Annotated in this window: 12 protein-coding genes; 7 read left to right on the plus strand and 5 right to left on the minus strand. The window is 71.5% G+C overall.

Annotated features, from left to right (window positions below; all coding sequences use genetic code 11):
• The first annotated feature begins 85 nt into the window (after nucleotides 1-85).
• From EV139_RS10210 to EV139_RS10235, 6 genes are all read left to right on the plus strand, one after another.
• Entirely contained in the window at nucleotides 86-3,688 is a 3,603-nt protein-coding gene (locus EV139_RS10210) for an immunoglobulin domain-containing protein (protein WP_130454231.1), read from the plus strand.
• An 85-nt stretch (nucleotides 3,689-3,773) separates the two neighbouring features.
• Nucleotides 3,774-4,496 (plus strand): biliverdin-producing heme oxygenase, encoded by a 723-nt coding sequence (locus EV139_RS10215; protein WP_130454232.1) that lies wholly within the window; start codon nucleotides 3,774-3,776, stop codon nucleotides 4,494-4,496.
• Nucleotides 4,493-4,927 carry a hypothetical protein gene (locus EV139_RS10220; protein ID WP_130454233.1) on the plus strand — a complete coding sequence of 145 codons (435 nt, stop codon included), beginning with the start codon at nucleotides 4,493-4,495 and terminating at the stop codon, nucleotides 4,925-4,927. The genes EV139_RS10215 and EV139_RS10220 overlap by 4 nt, the downstream gene beginning before the upstream one ends.
• A gap of 11 nt (nucleotides 4,928-4,938) precedes the next feature.
• The gene (locus EV139_RS10225; RefSeq protein ID WP_198677533.1) at nucleotides 4,939-6,570 is read left to right on the plus strand and encodes an Ig-like domain repeat protein; all 1,632 of its coding nucleotides are present in this window, start codon (nucleotides 4,939-4,941) and stop codon (nucleotides 6,568-6,570) included.
• A gap of 1 nt (nucleotide 6,571) precedes the next feature.
• Nucleotides 6,572-7,609, plus strand: a complete 1,038-nt coding sequence (locus EV139_RS10230) for a lysozyme family protein (RefSeq protein ID WP_198677534.1) — start codon at nucleotides 6,572-6,574, stop codon at nucleotides 7,607-7,609.
• Nucleotides 7,610-7,635: 26 nt separating this feature from the next.
• On the plus strand, nucleotides 7,636-8,187 hold the full coding sequence (locus EV139_RS10235) for a hypothetical protein (protein WP_130454235.1): 552 nt from the start codon (nucleotides 7,636-7,638) through the stop codon (nucleotides 8,185-8,187).
• A 209-nt stretch (nucleotides 8,188-8,396) separates the two neighbouring features.
• Here the strand turns inward: EV139_RS10235 and EV139_RS10240 are convergent, their stop codons facing one another.
• The 5 genes from EV139_RS10240 to EV139_RS10260 form a co-directional block, all read right to left on the minus strand.
• Entirely contained in the window at nucleotides 8,397-9,827 is a 1,431-nt protein-coding gene (locus EV139_RS10240; RefSeq protein ID WP_130454236.1) for an amidase, read from the minus strand.
• 52 nt (nucleotides 9,828-9,879) lie between these two features.
• Nucleotides 9,880-11,766 (minus strand): dipeptide ABC transporter ATP-binding protein, encoded by a 1,887-nt coding sequence (locus EV139_RS10245; protein WP_130454237.1) that lies wholly within the window; start codon nucleotides 11,764-11,766, stop codon nucleotides 9,880-9,882.
• Nucleotides 11,766-12,668, minus strand: coding sequence for an ABC transporter permease (locus tag EV139_RS10250; RefSeq protein ID WP_130454238.1), 903 nt, complete (start codon nucleotides 12,666-12,668; stop codon nucleotides 11,766-11,768). Before EV139_RS10250 ends, EV139_RS10245 begins: the two co-directional genes overlap by 1 nt.
• Before the next feature lie 2 nt (nucleotides 12,669-12,670).
• The gene (locus EV139_RS10255) at nucleotides 12,671-13,618 is read right to left on the minus strand and encodes an ABC transporter permease (protein WP_130454239.1); all 948 of its coding nucleotides are present in this window, start codon (nucleotides 13,616-13,618) and stop codon (nucleotides 12,671-12,673) included.
• A gap of 108 nt (nucleotides 13,619-13,726) precedes the next feature.
• Nucleotides 13,727-15,247: an ABC transporter substrate-binding protein gene (locus EV139_RS10260; RefSeq protein ID WP_130454240.1), complete on the minus strand. Its 1,521-nt coding sequence runs from the start codon at nucleotides 15,245-15,247 to the stop codon at nucleotides 13,727-13,729.
• A gap of 271 nt (nucleotides 15,248-15,518) precedes the next feature.
• Between EV139_RS10260 and EV139_RS10265 the strand changes: the two genes are divergently transcribed.
• On the plus strand, nucleotides 15,519-16,274 hold the full coding sequence (locus EV139_RS10265; RefSeq protein ID WP_130454241.1) for a FadR/GntR family transcriptional regulator: 756 nt from the start codon (nucleotides 15,519-15,521) through the stop codon (nucleotides 16,272-16,274).
• Nucleotides 16,275-16,435: the final 161 nt, after the last annotated feature.

Below are 16,435 nucleotides of genomic sequence, written 5' to 3' on the forward strand. Positions count from 1 at the left end.
CCCCGGGACCCTGACCGGGGCGGGACGATCCCGCCCACCTGACCGGCGCGATCCGCGCCACCACTACGGAGAGGAACACTCAGACATGAGAGACACGCGAATGAGAGCCACGGGCTCTCGGCGCGTCGGCGCCGCAGGGATCGTGCTCAGCGCGACCGCCGCCCTGGTGCTGTCGAGCCTCGGCGCGGCCCCCGCGCTCGCCGCCGAGGGGGAGACCGTCACGGGTTCCCCCTACTCGGACACGCCTGCGTACATGACGGTCACGCCCGGCACCCAGCTCGACCCCACCGGGGCGAGCGCGGTGACCGTGCGCGGCTTCAACTTTGATCCGACAAAGCCGATCTACGTTGGCCTCGGCGAAAACCTCTCGCCGGAGACGCCGGAGCAGTGGCGCCGCAGCCAGGGGGGCCTGAGCGGTCACGACGGCGACTACGTGTACGGCGTGCCGCGCCTCGTCGTGGCCAACGGCTCGGAAGACGCCGAGGTGGCCGACTCAGAGATGGACGCGTCCGGCAACTGGACCATGTCGGTCTCGGTACCGGGGGCAGAGTTCCCCAGCTTCTTCGGTGGCACGGTCGACTGCCTCGCGGGGGCCGGTTGCGGCTTCTTCTCGTTCGGCGCGCACGGTCGCGTGAACGCGCTCAGCGAGGCGTACGTGGGGGTGTCGTTCGCGGAGCCGGTCACCGCGGTCGCGCCTCAGATCACGGGGCAGCCGGCCGACGCGAGCATCGCGGACGGTGCCGACGCCAGCTTCTCCGTCACGGCCACGGGCACCCCGGAGCCGAGCTTCCAGTGGCAGCGCGCCGCGGCGGGGTCGGACGACTTCGCTGATCTCGCCGACGAGACGGCCGCCACGACGACCGTCGCCGCAGCGGCCACGGCCGACTCAGGAGCCCGCTTCCGCGTGGTCGTCTCGAACCAGGCGGGCTCCGTCACCTCCGAGACGGCGACCCTCACGGTGAGCGACACCGGGGGCGAGCAGCCGGGCACCCCCGGCGCCGTGACCGGCTACGGCGTGAACCAGGCGGCCGGGGCGGCTCAGCCGAGCCTCACGGTCACCCCGGGACAGGAACTCGCGGTGGACGGCTCACAGACCGTGACCCTCACCGGTGCGAACTACGCCACCACCTCTGACGCGGGCGGCAGCTTCGGTGGTGCGTACACGCTGTTCGGGGCGATCTCGCTCCGTGACGCGGCGGACCCGGGCAGCTGGGCCCCCACCAAGCGCGGCGTGAGCGGGGTCAACTACGATTACGCTGGCGAGGCCGGCGTGTACCAGCTGATGGTGAACTACCCGGGCAGCAGCACCGAGCCCGGCATGCCGTACATGGACGCTGACGGGAGCTGGACGCTCGAAAACCACGCGATCCCCGGCGCTCAGTTCACGTCGCAGGCCGGCAAGACCATCGACTGCCTCGCGGCGGACACGCAGTGCGGTTTCATGACGATCGGTGCCCACGGGCAGCGCTCCGGCGGCGTCGAGGTGTTCACCCCGGTGCAGTTCGCGACCGAAGCCCAGGGCATCGCCCCGCAGATCGTGACCCAGCCGGCCAGCACCACGGTCGACGAGGGCGCTGCCGCGAACTTCGCCGCGACGGCGACCGGCACCCCCGAGCCCGCCCTGCAGTGGCAGCGCGCCGCCGCGGGAACCGAGGAGTTCGCAGACATCGCGGGCGCAACCGAGGCGACGCTCTCCGTGTCCGCGGTCACCGCGGCGCAGAGCGGCGACCGCTTCCGCCTCGTCGCCACGAACGCGAGCGGATTCGTCACCTCGGATGCCGCGACCCTCACGGTCTCCGTGGCCGCCGCGACCGAGACAACAATCGCCGTCGACGCGCAGCCGACGGCCGAGTACCCGCTGCACTTCGCGGGGGAGGACGTCGCGCTGCGCGCGACCGTCGCCCCGGCCGCAGCCGGCTCGGTTGAGTTCTTCGCCGACGGTGTCTCGCTCGGCGCTGCCGTATCCTCGGACGGTGCCGCAGAGTTGACCACCGCTGCCCTCGCGGGCGGTGCGCGCAGCATCACCGCGGCGTTCACCCCGGTCGATGCCGCCGCGTTCGCGCCGTCCGAATCCGCCGCGCGCGTGTTCCGCATTGTGGATCTCGCCCCGGCGGTCGACACGATTGAGGTCGGCGAGGCCGTGAAGCAGATCACGGACGCCGAGCTGAGCTGGTCGGTGGCAAACTACGTGAGCTTCGGCTCCGGCCCCGGCAAGGAGGTGCTCGGCGGCAACGTGGCGCTCGCCCCGCTGCCCGAGACCCCGACGACGGCCGACCGCGCAAACCGCGCGTTCGTCTTCGCAGGCGGAACCGGCCACGAGGACGCCGCGGGCAACCGCGTCATCGACTTCGACGGCTCGGTGCGCCTCACCTCGGGCACGCTGCCCCAGTGGAACTTCAGCGACCCGCAGCTCGTGATGAACGCCGCCGGCAACGGCACGCTCACCGCGACGATCGACGGCATGTGGTTCGGCAGCGCGTTCGACGGTGAGGACGAGCCGTACGGCCCGGCCCGTGTGGTCGTACAGACCTTCGTCGGCGCGCAGCCCGAGACGAGCGACGGGCTCACCGCGTTCTCGGTGGCTCCGCTCTTCGAGGGTCAGGTCGCCGCTGGCACCTGGAACGGCGCCTACACCGGCGCGACGCTCACGAACGAGTTCCTGCGTCACGTGAACAGCAACGTCCGCTCGTACTTCCTGCAGTCCGGAAGCTCTTCGGACTCGACGAAGGCCGGCGCACCCATCGGTGTGAGCTTCGCCGCGGGCGTGGCTCCCACCGCTGCCGTGGGCACGGGCGCGCGGGTCATCGAGGGCGACGATGTCGTACTCACTGCCACCGCCTCGGGCGATCCCGCCCCGACGCTGCAGTGGCAGCGCGAGGTCGGCGACACCTGGGAAGATCTGGCTGACGAGACGGGTGACACCCTCACCATCACCGCGGCCGAGACCAACGCCTCCGGCCGCTACCGGGTTGTGGCGACCAACGCGTTTGGTACCGCTGCGGCGGACGCCGTCGAGGTTGAGGTCCGCGCGAAGCGGGCCGCGCAGCTGAGCGCGGCACCCACCGCGCAGAGCGTTGTCGAGGGCCAGGACGCCACGTTCACGGTCAGCGCGACCGGAACGCCCGAGCCGACGTTCACCTGGCAACTGCGTGCCCCGAGCGCCGCGGCGCCCGAGGACGTGGCGGCCGACGCGGGTGACGCGGGTGACGCGCAGCCTGACACGGCGGCGCGTGCCCTGGCGGTCCCGCTCGCCGAAGACGAGTGGGTCGACGTCGACGGCGCCACGGCCGACACCTTCGTGCTCCCGGCGGTGCAGCTCGCTCAGAGCGGCACGCAGGTGCGCGTGGTGGTCGACAACGGGGTGGGCGATCCGATCGTCACCGATCCGGTGACGCTCACGGTGACCGCGAAGGCCCCGACCGATCCGGGTACGGATCCGGGGACCGACCCCGGCACCGACCCCGGCACCGACCCCGGCACGACCCCGGGCACGGATCCGGGGACCACGCCAGGTGCAACGCCCGGAACCACCGGGGGCGCCACGCCCGCGTCCCAGCCGGGCACCGCTGGCGGCCTTGCCGTGACGGGCGGAATGCTGCCGCTCGCGGCGGCGGGCGTGGCGGCGCTGCTGCTCGCGGCCGGCGCGGCCCTCGTGCTGCGCCGCCGCGGCGCGGCGCGACCGGAGTAACCACGGGCGGGGCACCCCTCGGGGTGCCCCGCCTCACCCCACCTACACACTTCTCCCGCTGCGGGACCGAAAAGATGGACGAGTCATGAACCAGGCCGTAGACACCCCAGTTGACGCCGTGATCGCCGAGACCGAGGGGCGCCCGCTGTCGGTGCGGCTTCGAGCGCTGTCGCGCGTCGGCCACGTCGAGGGCGAGAGCGAGCCCCGCTTCGCCATCGCGTTCCTGCGCGGTGGACTCAATCGAGACGGAATTGCGGCGCAGGCCGCGCAGCACTACCTCATGTACCACGCCCTCGAGCGGGCCGCCGTCGCCCAGCGAGCCAGTCGCGGCGACGACTTCGCGTTCTGGCTCCCGGAGCTGCACCGGCTCCCGTCTCTCGCGGCAGACCTCGAACACTGGCTCGGGGCCGACTGGCACAGCGCCGTGTACGATCGCTTCGCGACCACGGGCATCATGACCTACGCCGCCCGCATCACCGAGGTCGCGGGCGACTCGCTGCCCCACTTCGTGGCGCACCACTACACCCGCTACCTCGCCGACCTCTCCGGCGGGCAGATGATCGCGCGCATGTTCCGCGACAGCTACCGCACCGACGGCGACGCCGGATCGACGTTCTACACCTTCCCGGAGATCGCAGACCCGGCCGCCTACAAGGATCGCTACCGGGCGCTCGTCGACGGCGCGGGCTTCACGCCAGACGAGGAGCGCACGGTGCTCCGCGAGGTCGCCTCCGCGTACTGGCTTAACGGCGTCGCCGGGCAGGACCTTGAGGACCGCTTCGCCGAGTACGCCGAGGTGACGGCGTGAGCCGCACGATTCGCGGGGCCGGAGGGGCGGGGCGCACGCTGCGCCGCGTCGCGATCGCGAGCCTCGCCGTCGCGCTCGGGGCGGGCGCTGCCGGGTGCGCGCCCCGCGGCGACGCGGGCCCCGGCGCTGCGGGTTCGTCGAGCGCCGTCGTGGTCGAGTCCGCCCCGGTTGGCGAGGTCTCTGGCCTCGACGGGGAGCTGCGCGTGGGAGAAGAGCTGCGCGTGCTCATCGACACGCCAGACGTCGACTGGCGCGTCACGAGCGCAGACTCGACCGTCGCGCAGGTGGTTGAGGACGATCCAGACGCGAACCCGCGGGTGGTGAGCGTGCGCGCGGCCGGAGCCGGTACCGCGGTCGTCGAGTTCATGCCAGCGGGCCGCGACGCAGACGCACAAGCGCTCGAAGTGACCGTCGCCGGGGGTGACGAGTGAGCGGGCGGCGAGTGAGCGGGCGACGGGTTGGCGCCGCGGCCGCGCTCGCCTGCCTCGTGGCGGGGGCGCTCGCGGTCACGCCGCTGACCGCGTCTCAGCCCGCCTGGGCGGGACCCGCGGTCGGGGCTGAAGCGAGCGGCGCCGCAGCTCCGACTCAAGCGAGCGCCGCGGCTGCCCGGGACGCCGTGGCCCCCGGGGACACGCTCGCTGCCGCCGCCGTGCCCACCTCCGTGACCGTCGCGGTCCCCGAAATTGCTGAGCGCGCGCGATACCTGCTCGGCGTCGCGGCCCCCGTCACCGCCACGGTGCGCGCGTCCGCGGTGGCGGGGGCCACCGCGGACGCCCCGCGCGGCACGGTCGAATTCTTCGACGGGGCGGTGTCGCTCGGCAGCGCGCCCGCCGTGCCGGCCGCGGGCGCTGCCACGGCGGCCGCGCGGATCGAGACCGCCGGCTGGTCGGCCGGGGGCGCCCGCGAGGTGCACGCCGAGTTCACGCCGGAGCCGGGGTCCGAGTTCGAGCCGGCGACCAGCGCGCCGCGCACCTACCGGGTGGTGGACACTGCGCGCGCGGTGCCCGACATCGCGCTCTCGGGGGAGCCCACCGCGACGATCGCGGCGGCAGACCTCGAGTGGACGATCGGAAACATTTGGTTCAGCAACTTCCGGGTCGGCTTCGAACGCGAGGTGCTCGACGGCGACGTCACGCTGCCGGCGATAGCGCACCCGGGCGCCGGAGCGAGCGATCCGGCCCTGCAGGCTTACTACTTCCGGCCGTTCACCTTCGGGTCGGGCACCGGCGCGCGCGACGCGGCCGGGAACCGGGTCATCGCGTTCGAGGGCACCGCGCGGCTCAGCTCCGGCAGCGGCAACCGCTGGGACTTCGCGGCGCCCCGCGTACACCTCGGGGCCGATGGTGCCGGGTACATCACGGCGCTGTTCAGCGGCTTCTACGCCGCGGGCGACGCGCGCCAGGACTACCCCGAAACTCGCGTCACGATCGCCACCTTCGACGCCGCCGAGCTGGGCGCACCCACTGCGGCTGGCGAGGTTGCTGCGACGATCGAGCTGAACTGGGCGGGCCAGGCACGCGGGCCGGGCACCTGGTTCTACGACTACAACGATTCGTTCCCCACTGAGTTCGTCGCGCTACTCAACCCGCTCGTTGCGCCGTTCTTCGCGCGGAGCGCCGTCGCCACCGACGACTCGAAGATCCCGCACCCGATCACGCTCCGCTTCACGGAGACAGCGCTTGACGACGGCACGGATCCGGGGACGGAGCCCGGGACCGGTCCCGGTGCGGAACCGGGCACTGACCCCGGCGTGGACGCGGGCACCGACCCCGGGACTGACCCGGGCACCGACCCCGGGACTGACCCGGGCGGTGACCCGGGCCTTGATCCGGGCCCCGCGACTGATGGTGGGGTCGCAGGGGGAGCCGGGCCTGGTGTGCCCGACGGCGGGACCCCCGCGGGGACCACTGCTGCTGCGTCGACCTCGGCCACCCGGCCGTCGACGCTCGCGCACACGGGCGGTGTCGGGCTGTCGCCCGAGCACACCGCCGCGCTCACCGCGGCCGCCACGCTGCTTGGCGTGGCCGCACTGTGGCTCTCGTGGGCGCGCCGTGCGTGGCGCGGCCGCGGATAGCGTGGCCGGGACGACGGTGCGGGCTGCCCAGGCCCAGGCCCAGGCCCAGGTCCCGGCCTCAGCCGCGGTGTCAGTCCCGGCCGCGGCCTCCCGAGACTCGCTGGGCTCCGCCTCCGCGGCGCCCAGCGACCCCGGGGCCGCGCCCGGCACCGCGGACGAGCGGCTCGCCTGGCTGCTCCGCGGGCTGGAGTACGATGGCGAGGTGAACGGCGAGGGTATCGGTGACGGTGGGCGCGAGTCCGGCGGCCGGGAACCGCGGCCGCGTCGCGCCCGGTGGCGCACGGCGGTCATCGGCGGCCTCGCACTCGCCGCTGTCGCCGTGGTCGGAATCGGTGCTGCGGTGATCGGCGGGGCCGACGCCGCTCCCGCGGGGTCCGGGGGGGCGACCGAGACCGATCCGGCACCCGCCGCCGTGCCGCCCGCCGAGCCGACCGACGCGACTGACGCGGCTGCGGCCGCGGGCGACGTCGACGCTGCGGCGGCGCCCGTCGTCGACCCGGTGTGGGCGGCAGACCTCGCCGACCGTGCGGGCATCCCAGAGCCGGCAATGCTCGCTTACGCGGGCGCGGCGCTCACGCTCTCGCAGGAGCAGCCGGGCTGCGGCATCGGGTGGAACACGCTCGCCGCGATCGGGTACGTCGAAACGCACCACGGCACGATCGGCGGGGCGCGCCTCGACGATGACGGGCGCGCCCTCCCACGGATCCTCGGGGTGCCGCTCGACGGGGTCGCGTTCGACGCGATCGCCGACACCGACGGCGGCAGGCTCGACGGTGACGCGGACTGGGACCGCGCGGTGGGGCCGATGCAGTTCATCCCGCAGACCTGGGCGGACTACGGCCGCTCGGCGAGCGGCGGGGTGCCCGACATCGACAGGATTGAGGACGCCGCGCTCTCCGCCGCGACGATGCTGTGCACGATCGGCGGCGACGTCCGCGTGCCGGAGAACTGGATCGCCGCGGTCAACGCCTACAACCCGAGCGTCGCCTACAACAACGACGTGGCCGACGCAGCCGACCACTACGCGGGCCTCGCCTGAGGGATCCCGAGTGTTACGCTCGGGACATGGTCTCGCGGGTGGATCTTGCAGCGGTCGCCGACGAGGTGATTGCCGAGGGAATCGAGTTCGGTGCGTACCGGATCGTGCGCGCCGCGATCAGCGCGGCTGAGGTACTCGTGCTGTTCTACACCTGGGGCAGCCCCGATCGGCTCATCGGTAGGATCTATCGCGATTCAGAACTCGCGGAGATCTACTCCGATGCGGCGGCGCCGGCTGCCGACATTGCCGGTTCGATTGCCGCGCTCGATCTCGGGCCGCCGCCCGGGAGCGGTGTGACGCGGAGATACCCATGGCAGGAGGCACTTGGCCTCGCCGGTGTCGACGTTGAATGGGTGAACGAACTGCCCAGCGCCGAGCTCACCCCAACGCTGCACTATGCGGACCCGAGCTGGGTCTTGGAAACTCGGTCGCCGTCCCGTGGTGTACCCGCTCCGCGAGCCCCCCGCTCCAGGGGCTCAGACACCGCCGCCAGCTCCGAGGCTGACACTGAATACCGGTACTCCGCCTCGTTCACCCCGCTCGAGTTCGGGGACGAGACCGACGCCCGGAACGGCTAAGCAGGGAGCGCTGCCCTGCCGGCCCTGCCTGCCCTGTCTGCCCCACTCGCCCGTGCGCTGCCCACTGCCCACTCCACGCCACTCCACGAGTGTGCGGCTTCGTCACGAGTGTGCGGCTTCGCGGAGGCAGGCAAGCCGCACGCTCGTCAGTGAAGCCTCCACTCGTGGGGACAGCGGCGCCGCGCAGTCGCTGCCCGACGCGTCGCGCCCTACGGCAGCCGGGACCAGTCGACGGCTGCGTCAGCGCCGCGGGCGGCCTCGAACCAGGCTGCCACGCGCAGCAGGCGGTCATCGCTGCCGATGGGGCCCGCGATCTGCAGGCCGACCGTGCGGCCGTCCGCCTGGATGCCCGCGCCGATCGAGAGGGCTGGCTGACCGGACATGTTGTACGGCACCGTGAACGAGATGTGCCCCATCGTCTGGAGCGGGTCGGTGATGGGCATCGGGTCCTCGGCCGGGAACGCCGCGACCGGGGTGACCGGCGAAATGACCAGGTCGAATGGCTGCGTGGCGGCGCGGGTGAGGCGCGCCATCTCGTCCATCATGCTGCGATTGCGCACGGTCTCGGCCGCGGTGAAGTCCCGGCCTGCCACGCACCACTCAACGATGAACGGCAGCACGACCGACTGCTCGGCGGGCGTGAGCGCCTCGAAATCTGCGTACGAGCGACTACGCCAGTACCCCACGATCCCGTCGAGGATCTCGGGCGCGATGAACGGCGCGAGCGGCTCGACCGTCGCACCCGCGGCGGTGAACAGCTCGGCGGCAGCCTCGATCAGCGCGCGCGTCTCCGGCTCGACCGGCAGCCCGGACCCGGCGTCGAGCTGCAGCGCGACGCGCATCCCGGCCGGCGCGAGCGGCTCCGTGGACCACTCGAGCCCGGCGTACGCGCGCGTGAGGTAGTCGCGCGGGTCCGGCTGCGCGACGACCGACATGAGCCGGATCGCGTCAGCGGCGGTGCGTGTGAGCGGCCCGGCCGCCCGGCCCGTGTATGGCACGTCGAGCGGGATCAGGCCCTCGCTCGGCTTCAGCGCCGTGAGGCCCTGCCAGGAACCGGGGAGCCGGATCGAGCCGCCGATGTCGGTGCCAACGTGCAGCGGACCGTAGCCGGCCGCCGCCGCGGCGCCGGCGCCCGCGCTCGATCCGCCCGAGGTGTGCGCGGGGTTGAGGCCGCCGCGGGTGATCCCGTGCAGGCTCGATACCCCCGACGAGAGCATTCCCCAGTCGGGCATCGTGGTGGACCCGACAATGACCGCGCCGGCCTCGAGGAGGCGGTCGGTCGTGGGCGCGTTCTGCTCGGGCACCGGCGGATTGGGGATCGCGGTGCCGGAGGGCTTGGGCTGCCCGGCGCGCGCGATGTTCTCCTTGACGGTCACGGGCACCCCGTCGAGCGGGCCTCGCGCGGCGCCCGCCGCCCAGCGCGCCGTTGCCGCCGCGGCGTCTGCGCGCACCTGCTCCGGGTCGAACAGGAAGAGCGCGTTGAGCTCGGGCTCCCGGTCGACCACGCGCGCGATCACGTCTTCCGCGACCTCACTCGGCGTGAAGGTGCCTGCCGCGTACCCGGCAGCGAGGGCGCCAGCGTCGAGATCGGCGAGGCGCGGTGCTGCGGGGGAGGCGGTCGAGGCGGCGTGATCGGTCACGGCGGGGGATCCTTTCGAGTGGCGTGGCGGGCGACGAGCGTCGGCCGTCGGGTTAGAAGGCGTGCGCGAGCTCCTGGCGCAGCGTCAGCGACGAGGCGATGAGGCGCTGCGTGTACGGGTGCTGCGGATCGCGGTACACGGACTCGGTGTCGCCGGCCTCGACGATCTCGCCCGACTGCATCACGATCACCGAGTCGCACAGGTGCCGCACCACGTTGAGGTCGTGCGAGACAAACACGAGGGTGAGCCCGTACTCGTCGACGAGGTCGGCCAACAGGTTGAGCACCTGCGCGCGCACTGACACGTCGAGCGCGCTCACCGGCTCGTCGGCCACGACCACCTGGGGGCGGCAGATCAGGGCACGCGCGATCGAGATGCGCTGCCGCTGCCCGCCCGAGAACTGGTGCGGGAAGCGCTCGGCGGCCGAGGCGGGGAGCCCCACGGCCTCGAGCATCTCGGCGACCATGCGGGACCGGTCGGCCGCGGTCTCGTTCCTGCCGCGCACGAGGAGCGGCTCGGCGATGATCTGCTCGACCGTCATGCGCGGGTCGAGTGATCCCATCGGGTCCTGGAACACGATCTGCAGCTGCTGGCGCAGCTCGCGCAGCTGGGACTCCTTCGCCCCGGCGACCTCGTTGCCGGCAACGATCGCGCTGCCCGAGGTCGGCTGATCGAGCCCCGCGAGGATCCGCAGCAGCGTGGACTTGCCGGAGCCGGACTCGCCGACCACACCGAGGCGACCGCCGCGCGGCACCTCGAAGGAGATGCCCTTGAGCGCGCGCACCTCGGGGGCGGGCTTGAACAGGCTGGTCTTGCTGCGCGTGTAGGTGCGCACCAGGTCGGTGACGCGCATCACTGACTCGGCGGTCGCGGGTGCCGGATCCTGCGCGGCGGGCGCCCGATCCGGATCCTGCGCGGCCTCGCCCGCGCCCGTCGCGTCCGCGGCAGCATCGGCAGCAGGAGCAACCTCAGCGGCCGCAACCTCAGCAGCCTCAGCCTCAGTGGCAGCCGCGGCTTCAGCGGCCGCGGCCTCCGCGGCGAGCTGCTCGCGCGTCGGCGGCACGTACTCCTTCGCGCTCGCGACGGTGAACAGGCGCCCCTCGGCGTCGGTCGCGTCGAGATCGCTCGCGGCGAGCAGCCCGCGCGTGTACGCGTGCTGGGGGCGCGTGAACACCTCCTCGGTGGTGCCCTCCTCGACCACCACGCCGTCGTTCATGACGAGCACGCGCGTGCACATGTTCGCCACCACGGCGAGATCGTGGGTGATGAAGAGCAGCCCCGTGTTGCGCTGCTTCACGAGTTCGAGGATCAGGTCGAGCACCTGCCGCTGCACGGTGACGTCGAGCGCCGTGGTGGGCTCGTCGCAGAGCAGCAGCCCGGGATCGTTCGCGAGCGCCATGGCGAGCATGACGCGCTGGCGCTGCCCGCCGGACAGCTGGTGCGGGTACGCGCGCGCGGCCTCGGCGGGATCCGGCAGGTGCACGGCGTCGAGCATCTCGACCGCGCGGCGGTGCGCCTCGGCGCGGGTTGGCGCGAGCTTGTGTTGCAGCATGATCTCGGCGACCTGCGCCCCCACCCGCATGAGCGGGTTCAGTGCGGTGAGCGGCTCCTGGAACACCATGGCCATGTCGCGACCGCGGATCCGCGTCAGCTCGGACTCCGGGGCGGTGAGGAGGTTGCCCGTGGGCGCGCCCTCCCGTCCGGTGTTGAGCTCCACGGAGCCGGTCGCGGAGACGCCGGCCGGGAGCAGGCCCAGCAGTGCGGTCGTGGTCATCGACTTGCCGGATCCGGACTCGCCGATCAGACCGATGCGCTCGCCGTGCGCCATGTGGAGCGAGAAATCGTGCACGAGGGCCCGGTGCGGGGTGCGCACGGTGAGGCCGTCGACGGCGAGCAGCGGGCGGGCGTTGGGTGCCTGGGCGGGAAGTGTCGTCGTCATCAGCCGCGGTTTCCGTTCAGCTTCGGGTCGAATCGGTCACGGAGTCCGTCACCGAGCAGGTTGAAGCCCATGACCGCGATGGCGATCGCGAGCCCGGGGAAGATCGCGAGGAGCGGGTGCGTTCCGAGGAACTGCTGCGACTCCTGCAGCATCCGGCCCCAGGAGGGCGTGGGCGGCGGGGTGCCGAGCCCGAGGAAGCTCAGGCCTGCCTCCGCGAGCACGGCGAGGGCGAACGATACCGAGCACTGCACCACGACGATGCCGAGGATGTTGGGGAACACGTGCCGCAGCGCGATCCGGAATCGCGACTGGCTTGCCGCGCGGGCGGCGAGCACGTACTCGGTACTCATTACTTGCAGGGTGCCGGATCTCGCGACGCGCGCGAAGCCCGGGATCGTGGCGATTCCGATCGCGACCATCGCGGTGAGCGTCGACGCGCCGAACACGGCGCTAAACATGATCGCGAGCAGTAGCGCGGGGAACGCGAGCGCGATGTCGGAGGTGCGCATGATGACCTCTTCGATCCAGCCGCCGCGGATTCCCGCGAGGATGCCGAGTGGCGTGCCGATCAGGATCGCGATGCCCACCGAGACGATGCCCACGAAGAGCGTGATCCGCGCGCCGTAGAGCATCGCCGAGAACACGTCGCGGCCGTAGCGGTCGGTGCCCATCCAGTGCTCGGCGCTCGGGCCCTGGAGGCGGTCGGCGGCGATCGCCTGCACCGGGTCGTACGGGGTCCACACGAACGAGACGAGCGCGGCGAGCGTGACGATCGCGACGAGCACGAGCCCGATGATGAGCGTGGGGGAGAGCCCGGCGCGCTTCTTTGGCGCGCGCGGGGCTGAGATCGCGGTGGTGCGCGGTGCCTGCACCGGGGGCGTGGGGACATTCTGCGTGGTCATGATTACGCGCTCTTTCGCATCCGGGGATCGACGATCGTGTAGAGCACGTCGACCACGAGGTTCAGGACCAGGGTGATGGCGACGAGCACCATCACGACTGACTGCACGGTGAGGAGGTCACGGTTGCCGACGGCGTCGAGCAGCATCGAACCGAGGCCGGGGATCACGAACACGCGCTCGATCACGACGGCGCCAATGATGAGGGCGGCAATTTGCACGCCGGTGACCGTGATGACGGGGATCGCCGCGTTGCGGAGTCCGTGTTTGACGAGGGCGCCCATCTTGCTGAGCCCCTTCGCGCGGGCCGTGCGGAGGTAGTCCTCGCTCATGATCTCGAGCACTGCCGAGCGCACGTAGCGGGTGAGGATCGCGCCCTGGACGGACGCGAGCGCGAGGACCGGAAGGATCAGTCTGCGGAGGAAATCTCCGAAGTTCTCGCTCGGTGGCGTCCAGCCGCTCGCGGGCAGCCACCCGAGGCCCACGGCGAAGATGAGGACGAGCAGGATCGCGGCGAGGAAGCCGGGGATCGCGACGCCGAGCTGTGAGCCGGCACCGATGAGCACGCCGGAGAGGTTGCGGTGCTTGACCGCGGCCCAGGTGCCCAGGGGGATCGCGATCGCGAGCGCGACGATCATCGCGGCAATCACGAGGATGAGGCTCACCTGGAGGCGGTCGGTGACGAGCGGGCTGATGTCGGTGCGCGTCACGTAGGAGACGCCGAAGTCGCCGCGCAGCAGGCCGCCGGTCCAGTCGAAGTACTGCACGATCAGCGGGCGGTCGGTGCCGAACTCTTTGCGCGTCTGCTCCAGCAGCTCGGGGGTCGCGTTGACGCCGAGCGCGATCTGGGCGGGGTCGCCGGGGATGAGGCGCATGAAGAGGAACACGACAACGGTCGCGACCAGGTAGGTCACCACAAAGCGGGCGAGGTTGATCAGAATCCGTATGGCCATGCGTGGTCCTCGGGGTGGGGGATTGACGGTGCGGGGGCGGGCGTGGGCCGGATAGGCCCACGCCCGCGTGGTGCGGCGGGGGAGTGCCCCGGGTGTTTCAGTGGTTCGTTAGTTCCAGCTGAGCTGCGACAGGTTGAGCGCCTCGATGATGGCGTTCTCCGGCAGGCCCTGCAGCTCGGCCTTCGCGACCGTGATGTTGGGGAACAGGAAGAGGACGCCCGTTGCGGCATCGTCGACGATCTGCTCGGCGACCTGCTTCATCCCTGTAACGTACCCGGCCTCGTCGGCGGCGTCGGCCTCGGCCGCGATGGGCGCGATCGTGGTGTTGTCGTAGCCGATGTAGTAGTTCGGGTCGTTGAACACGGTGAGCAGATCGCGTGCCTCGGTCGCCAGGACCGTGGTCATCTGGTAGTTGTGGTTCGTGAAGACCTCGTCGAGCCACACGGCGGGGAACTCGGAGCTCTTGATGGTCGCCGTGATGCCGACGTCCTTCAGCTGCGAGACGACGATCTCGGACACTGCCTGCGCGTAGGGGCGGGTCGGCACGGTGTACTCGATCGTGAGGTTCTCCTGGCCGGCCTCCTTGAGGAGCTCCTTGGCCTTCTCGGGATCGTACGGGTACCTATCGTTCAGGTCCTCGTAGTACGGGTCCGTCGGGGTCGCGTAGGTGGCGACGAGCGAGCCGTAGCCGTTCCACGCGGTGTCGAGGATCGCCTGCTTGTCGAGTGCGAAGAGCACGGCCTGGCGCACGCGCACGTCGTCGAACGGGGCCGCCTTGTTGTTGAGTGACAGCGAGACCTCACCGCTCGAGGTACCGGTGGTCACGGTGTACGCGTCGTCCGCCTCGAAGGTGTCGAGCAGCTCGGGCGCCTGCAGGTTGACGATCGCGTCGATGTCGCCGGTGCGGAGCGCGTTCGTGGTGGCGGTCGCGTCTGCGAAGTACTTCAGTGTGACGGACTCGACGCCGGGCGCCTCGCCCCAGTAATCGTCGCGGGTGTCGAGCACGATCTTGTCGTTCGCGGTGAACGTCTCGACCGCGTAGGGGCCGGTGCCCACGGGCTCGTTCGCGAGGTCCGCGACGCCGTCGGGGGAGAAGATCGCGCCCACCGGCGTGGCGAGGCTGAACAGCCACGCGTTCGAGGGCTGCGTGAGGGTCACGGCCACCTCGGTGTCCGAGATCACGTCGACGCTCTCCACGACGTCCATCTTCGCCTTCAGGCTGGACACCCAGTCGGTCTTGACGCGATCGAAGCTGAACTTCACATCGTCGGCGGTGAACTCGTCGCCGTTCGAGAACGTGACGCCCTCCTCCAGCGTGAACGTGTACGTCTTGCGGTCGTCGCTGATTTCCCAGCTCTTCGCGAGCAGCGGCTGGATCTCGCCGGCCTGATCGAGCTGCACGAGGCCCTCGTACACGTTCGACATCATTGCCTGCGGGATCGCTGATCCGGCGGTGGTGGTGAAGTCGAGGTTCACGGGTGCGCCGGTGAGCGCGATGGTGGCGGTGGTCGGCGTGGTTCCGGAGTCGGAGCCGCCGCTGCCCGCGGATCCCGCGGAGCAGCCCGCGAGGGTGAGGGCGCCGGCCGCGATGACCGCCGCGGTGAGGGTCAGTGAATTCCTGCGTCGCATCGTTGCTTTCCTGTTCGAGGGGTCTGGCGTTGGCGCTGGGGCCGCGGCTCGTTCATTCTGTGGCGGAACACGCGAGGGTGTGCGTGTCACCGTGACCGGTTCGGTGCTGTGGCACCTGCTCTTCTAATCATCCTTGATCTATCATTCCGAATCGCCGGGTTCGAACCAGGATACATGGTAAGGCCACTTGATGGGGACTAGACTGATGGGCAATTCCGGCCCGGTGCGGGACGGCGTGATCGCGTCCACCAACAGTAGGAAAGACCCTCAGTTGACGAACACCCACAGCTTTTCGCCCGCGGTGCCCGTGCACACGTATCAGCGCATCGTCGAACAAATCGAGCAGGCGATACTCTCGGGAGACATCCCGATCGGCTCTCAGCTCGCGAGCGAGCGCGACCTCATGGTCCAGTTCAGCGTCAGTCGGCCCACGGTGCGCGAGGCGCTCCGGGTGCTGCAGTCGATGGGGCTCATCGAGTCAAAGCCCGGCACCCGCGGCGGCCCGCTCGTGCTCGCCCCCTCGTCGAAGACGCTGGGCCGCTCGTTCCGCACCATGATCGGCACCGACGCGCTCAGCGTCGCCGAGCTCGTGCAGTACCGCGTGATCCTCGAGGGCTCCGCCTCCAAGCTCGCCGCCCAGCGCCACACCGAGCAGCAGCTCGAGCGGATGCGCGCCGCGGTGGAGCGGATGCGGGCCGCCGCCGAGACGAACGACGCCGACTTTGCGTCCGCCGACCTCGAATTTCACGAGGCCGTGTGGGCGGCGAGCGGCAATCAGATCCTCGAGATGAGCGGCCAGGCCGTCTCCGGCGTGCTGCGCGGCATGATGCAGCGTGACGCCGAGGGGGAACACCACGACAACCGGGTCAAGCTCGCCTCCGCCGAGATCGACCGCGGGCTGTTCGACGCGATCGAGCGACGCGACGCGGCTGCCGCGGGCAAGATCGCGCGCGGAGCCGTGGCCGACCGCTTCGGCCCACTGCTCGACGAATCGGATCGCGCGGCGCTCCACCTGCTCGCCGAGTAGCGGGGTCCGCGCGCGGGGCCGGGGCCTGGGCCTGGGCCTGGGCCTGGGCCTGGGTCTGGGGCCTGGGTCCTGGGCCCTGGGTCTGGGCCTGGGTCCTGGGTCCTGGCTTCTTCGTCGCCGAGTGGAGCCAAAGTGCCCCTTCGGTGCCGTGACGGGGCGCT

Origin of the sequence: Leucobacter luti (assembly GCF_004217175.1) — a bacterium.
Lineage (GTDB): Bacteria > Actinomycetota > Actinomycetes > Actinomycetales > Microbacteriaceae > Leucobacter > Leucobacter luti.

Coding starts and splice junctions, on each gene's coding strand:
- EV139_RS10210 (WP_130454231.1), top strand. CDS start 86: ATGAGAGACACGCGAATGAGAGCCACGGGCTCTCGGCGCGTCGGCGCC.
- EV139_RS10215 (WP_130454232.1), top strand. CDS start 3,774: ATGAACCAGGCCGTAGACACCCCAGTTGACGCCGTGATCGCCGAGACC.
- EV139_RS10235 (WP_130454235.1), top strand. CDS start 7,636: ATGGTCTCGCGGGTGGATCTTGCAGCGGTCGCCGACGAGGTGATTGCC.
- EV139_RS10245 (WP_130454237.1), bottom strand. CDS start 11,766: ATGACGACGACACTTCCCGCCCAGGCACCCAACGCCCGCCCGCTGCTC.
- EV139_RS10250 (WP_130454238.1), bottom strand. CDS start 12,668: ATGACCACGCAGAATGTCCCCACGCCCCCGGTGCAGGCACCGCGCACC.
- EV139_RS10255 (WP_130454239.1), bottom strand. CDS start 13,618: ATGGCCATACGGATTCTGATCAACCTCGCCCGCTTTGTGGTGACCTAC.
- EV139_RS10260 (WP_130454240.1), bottom strand. CDS start 15,247: ATGCGACGCAGGAATTCACTGACCCTCACCGCGGCGGTCATCGCGGCC.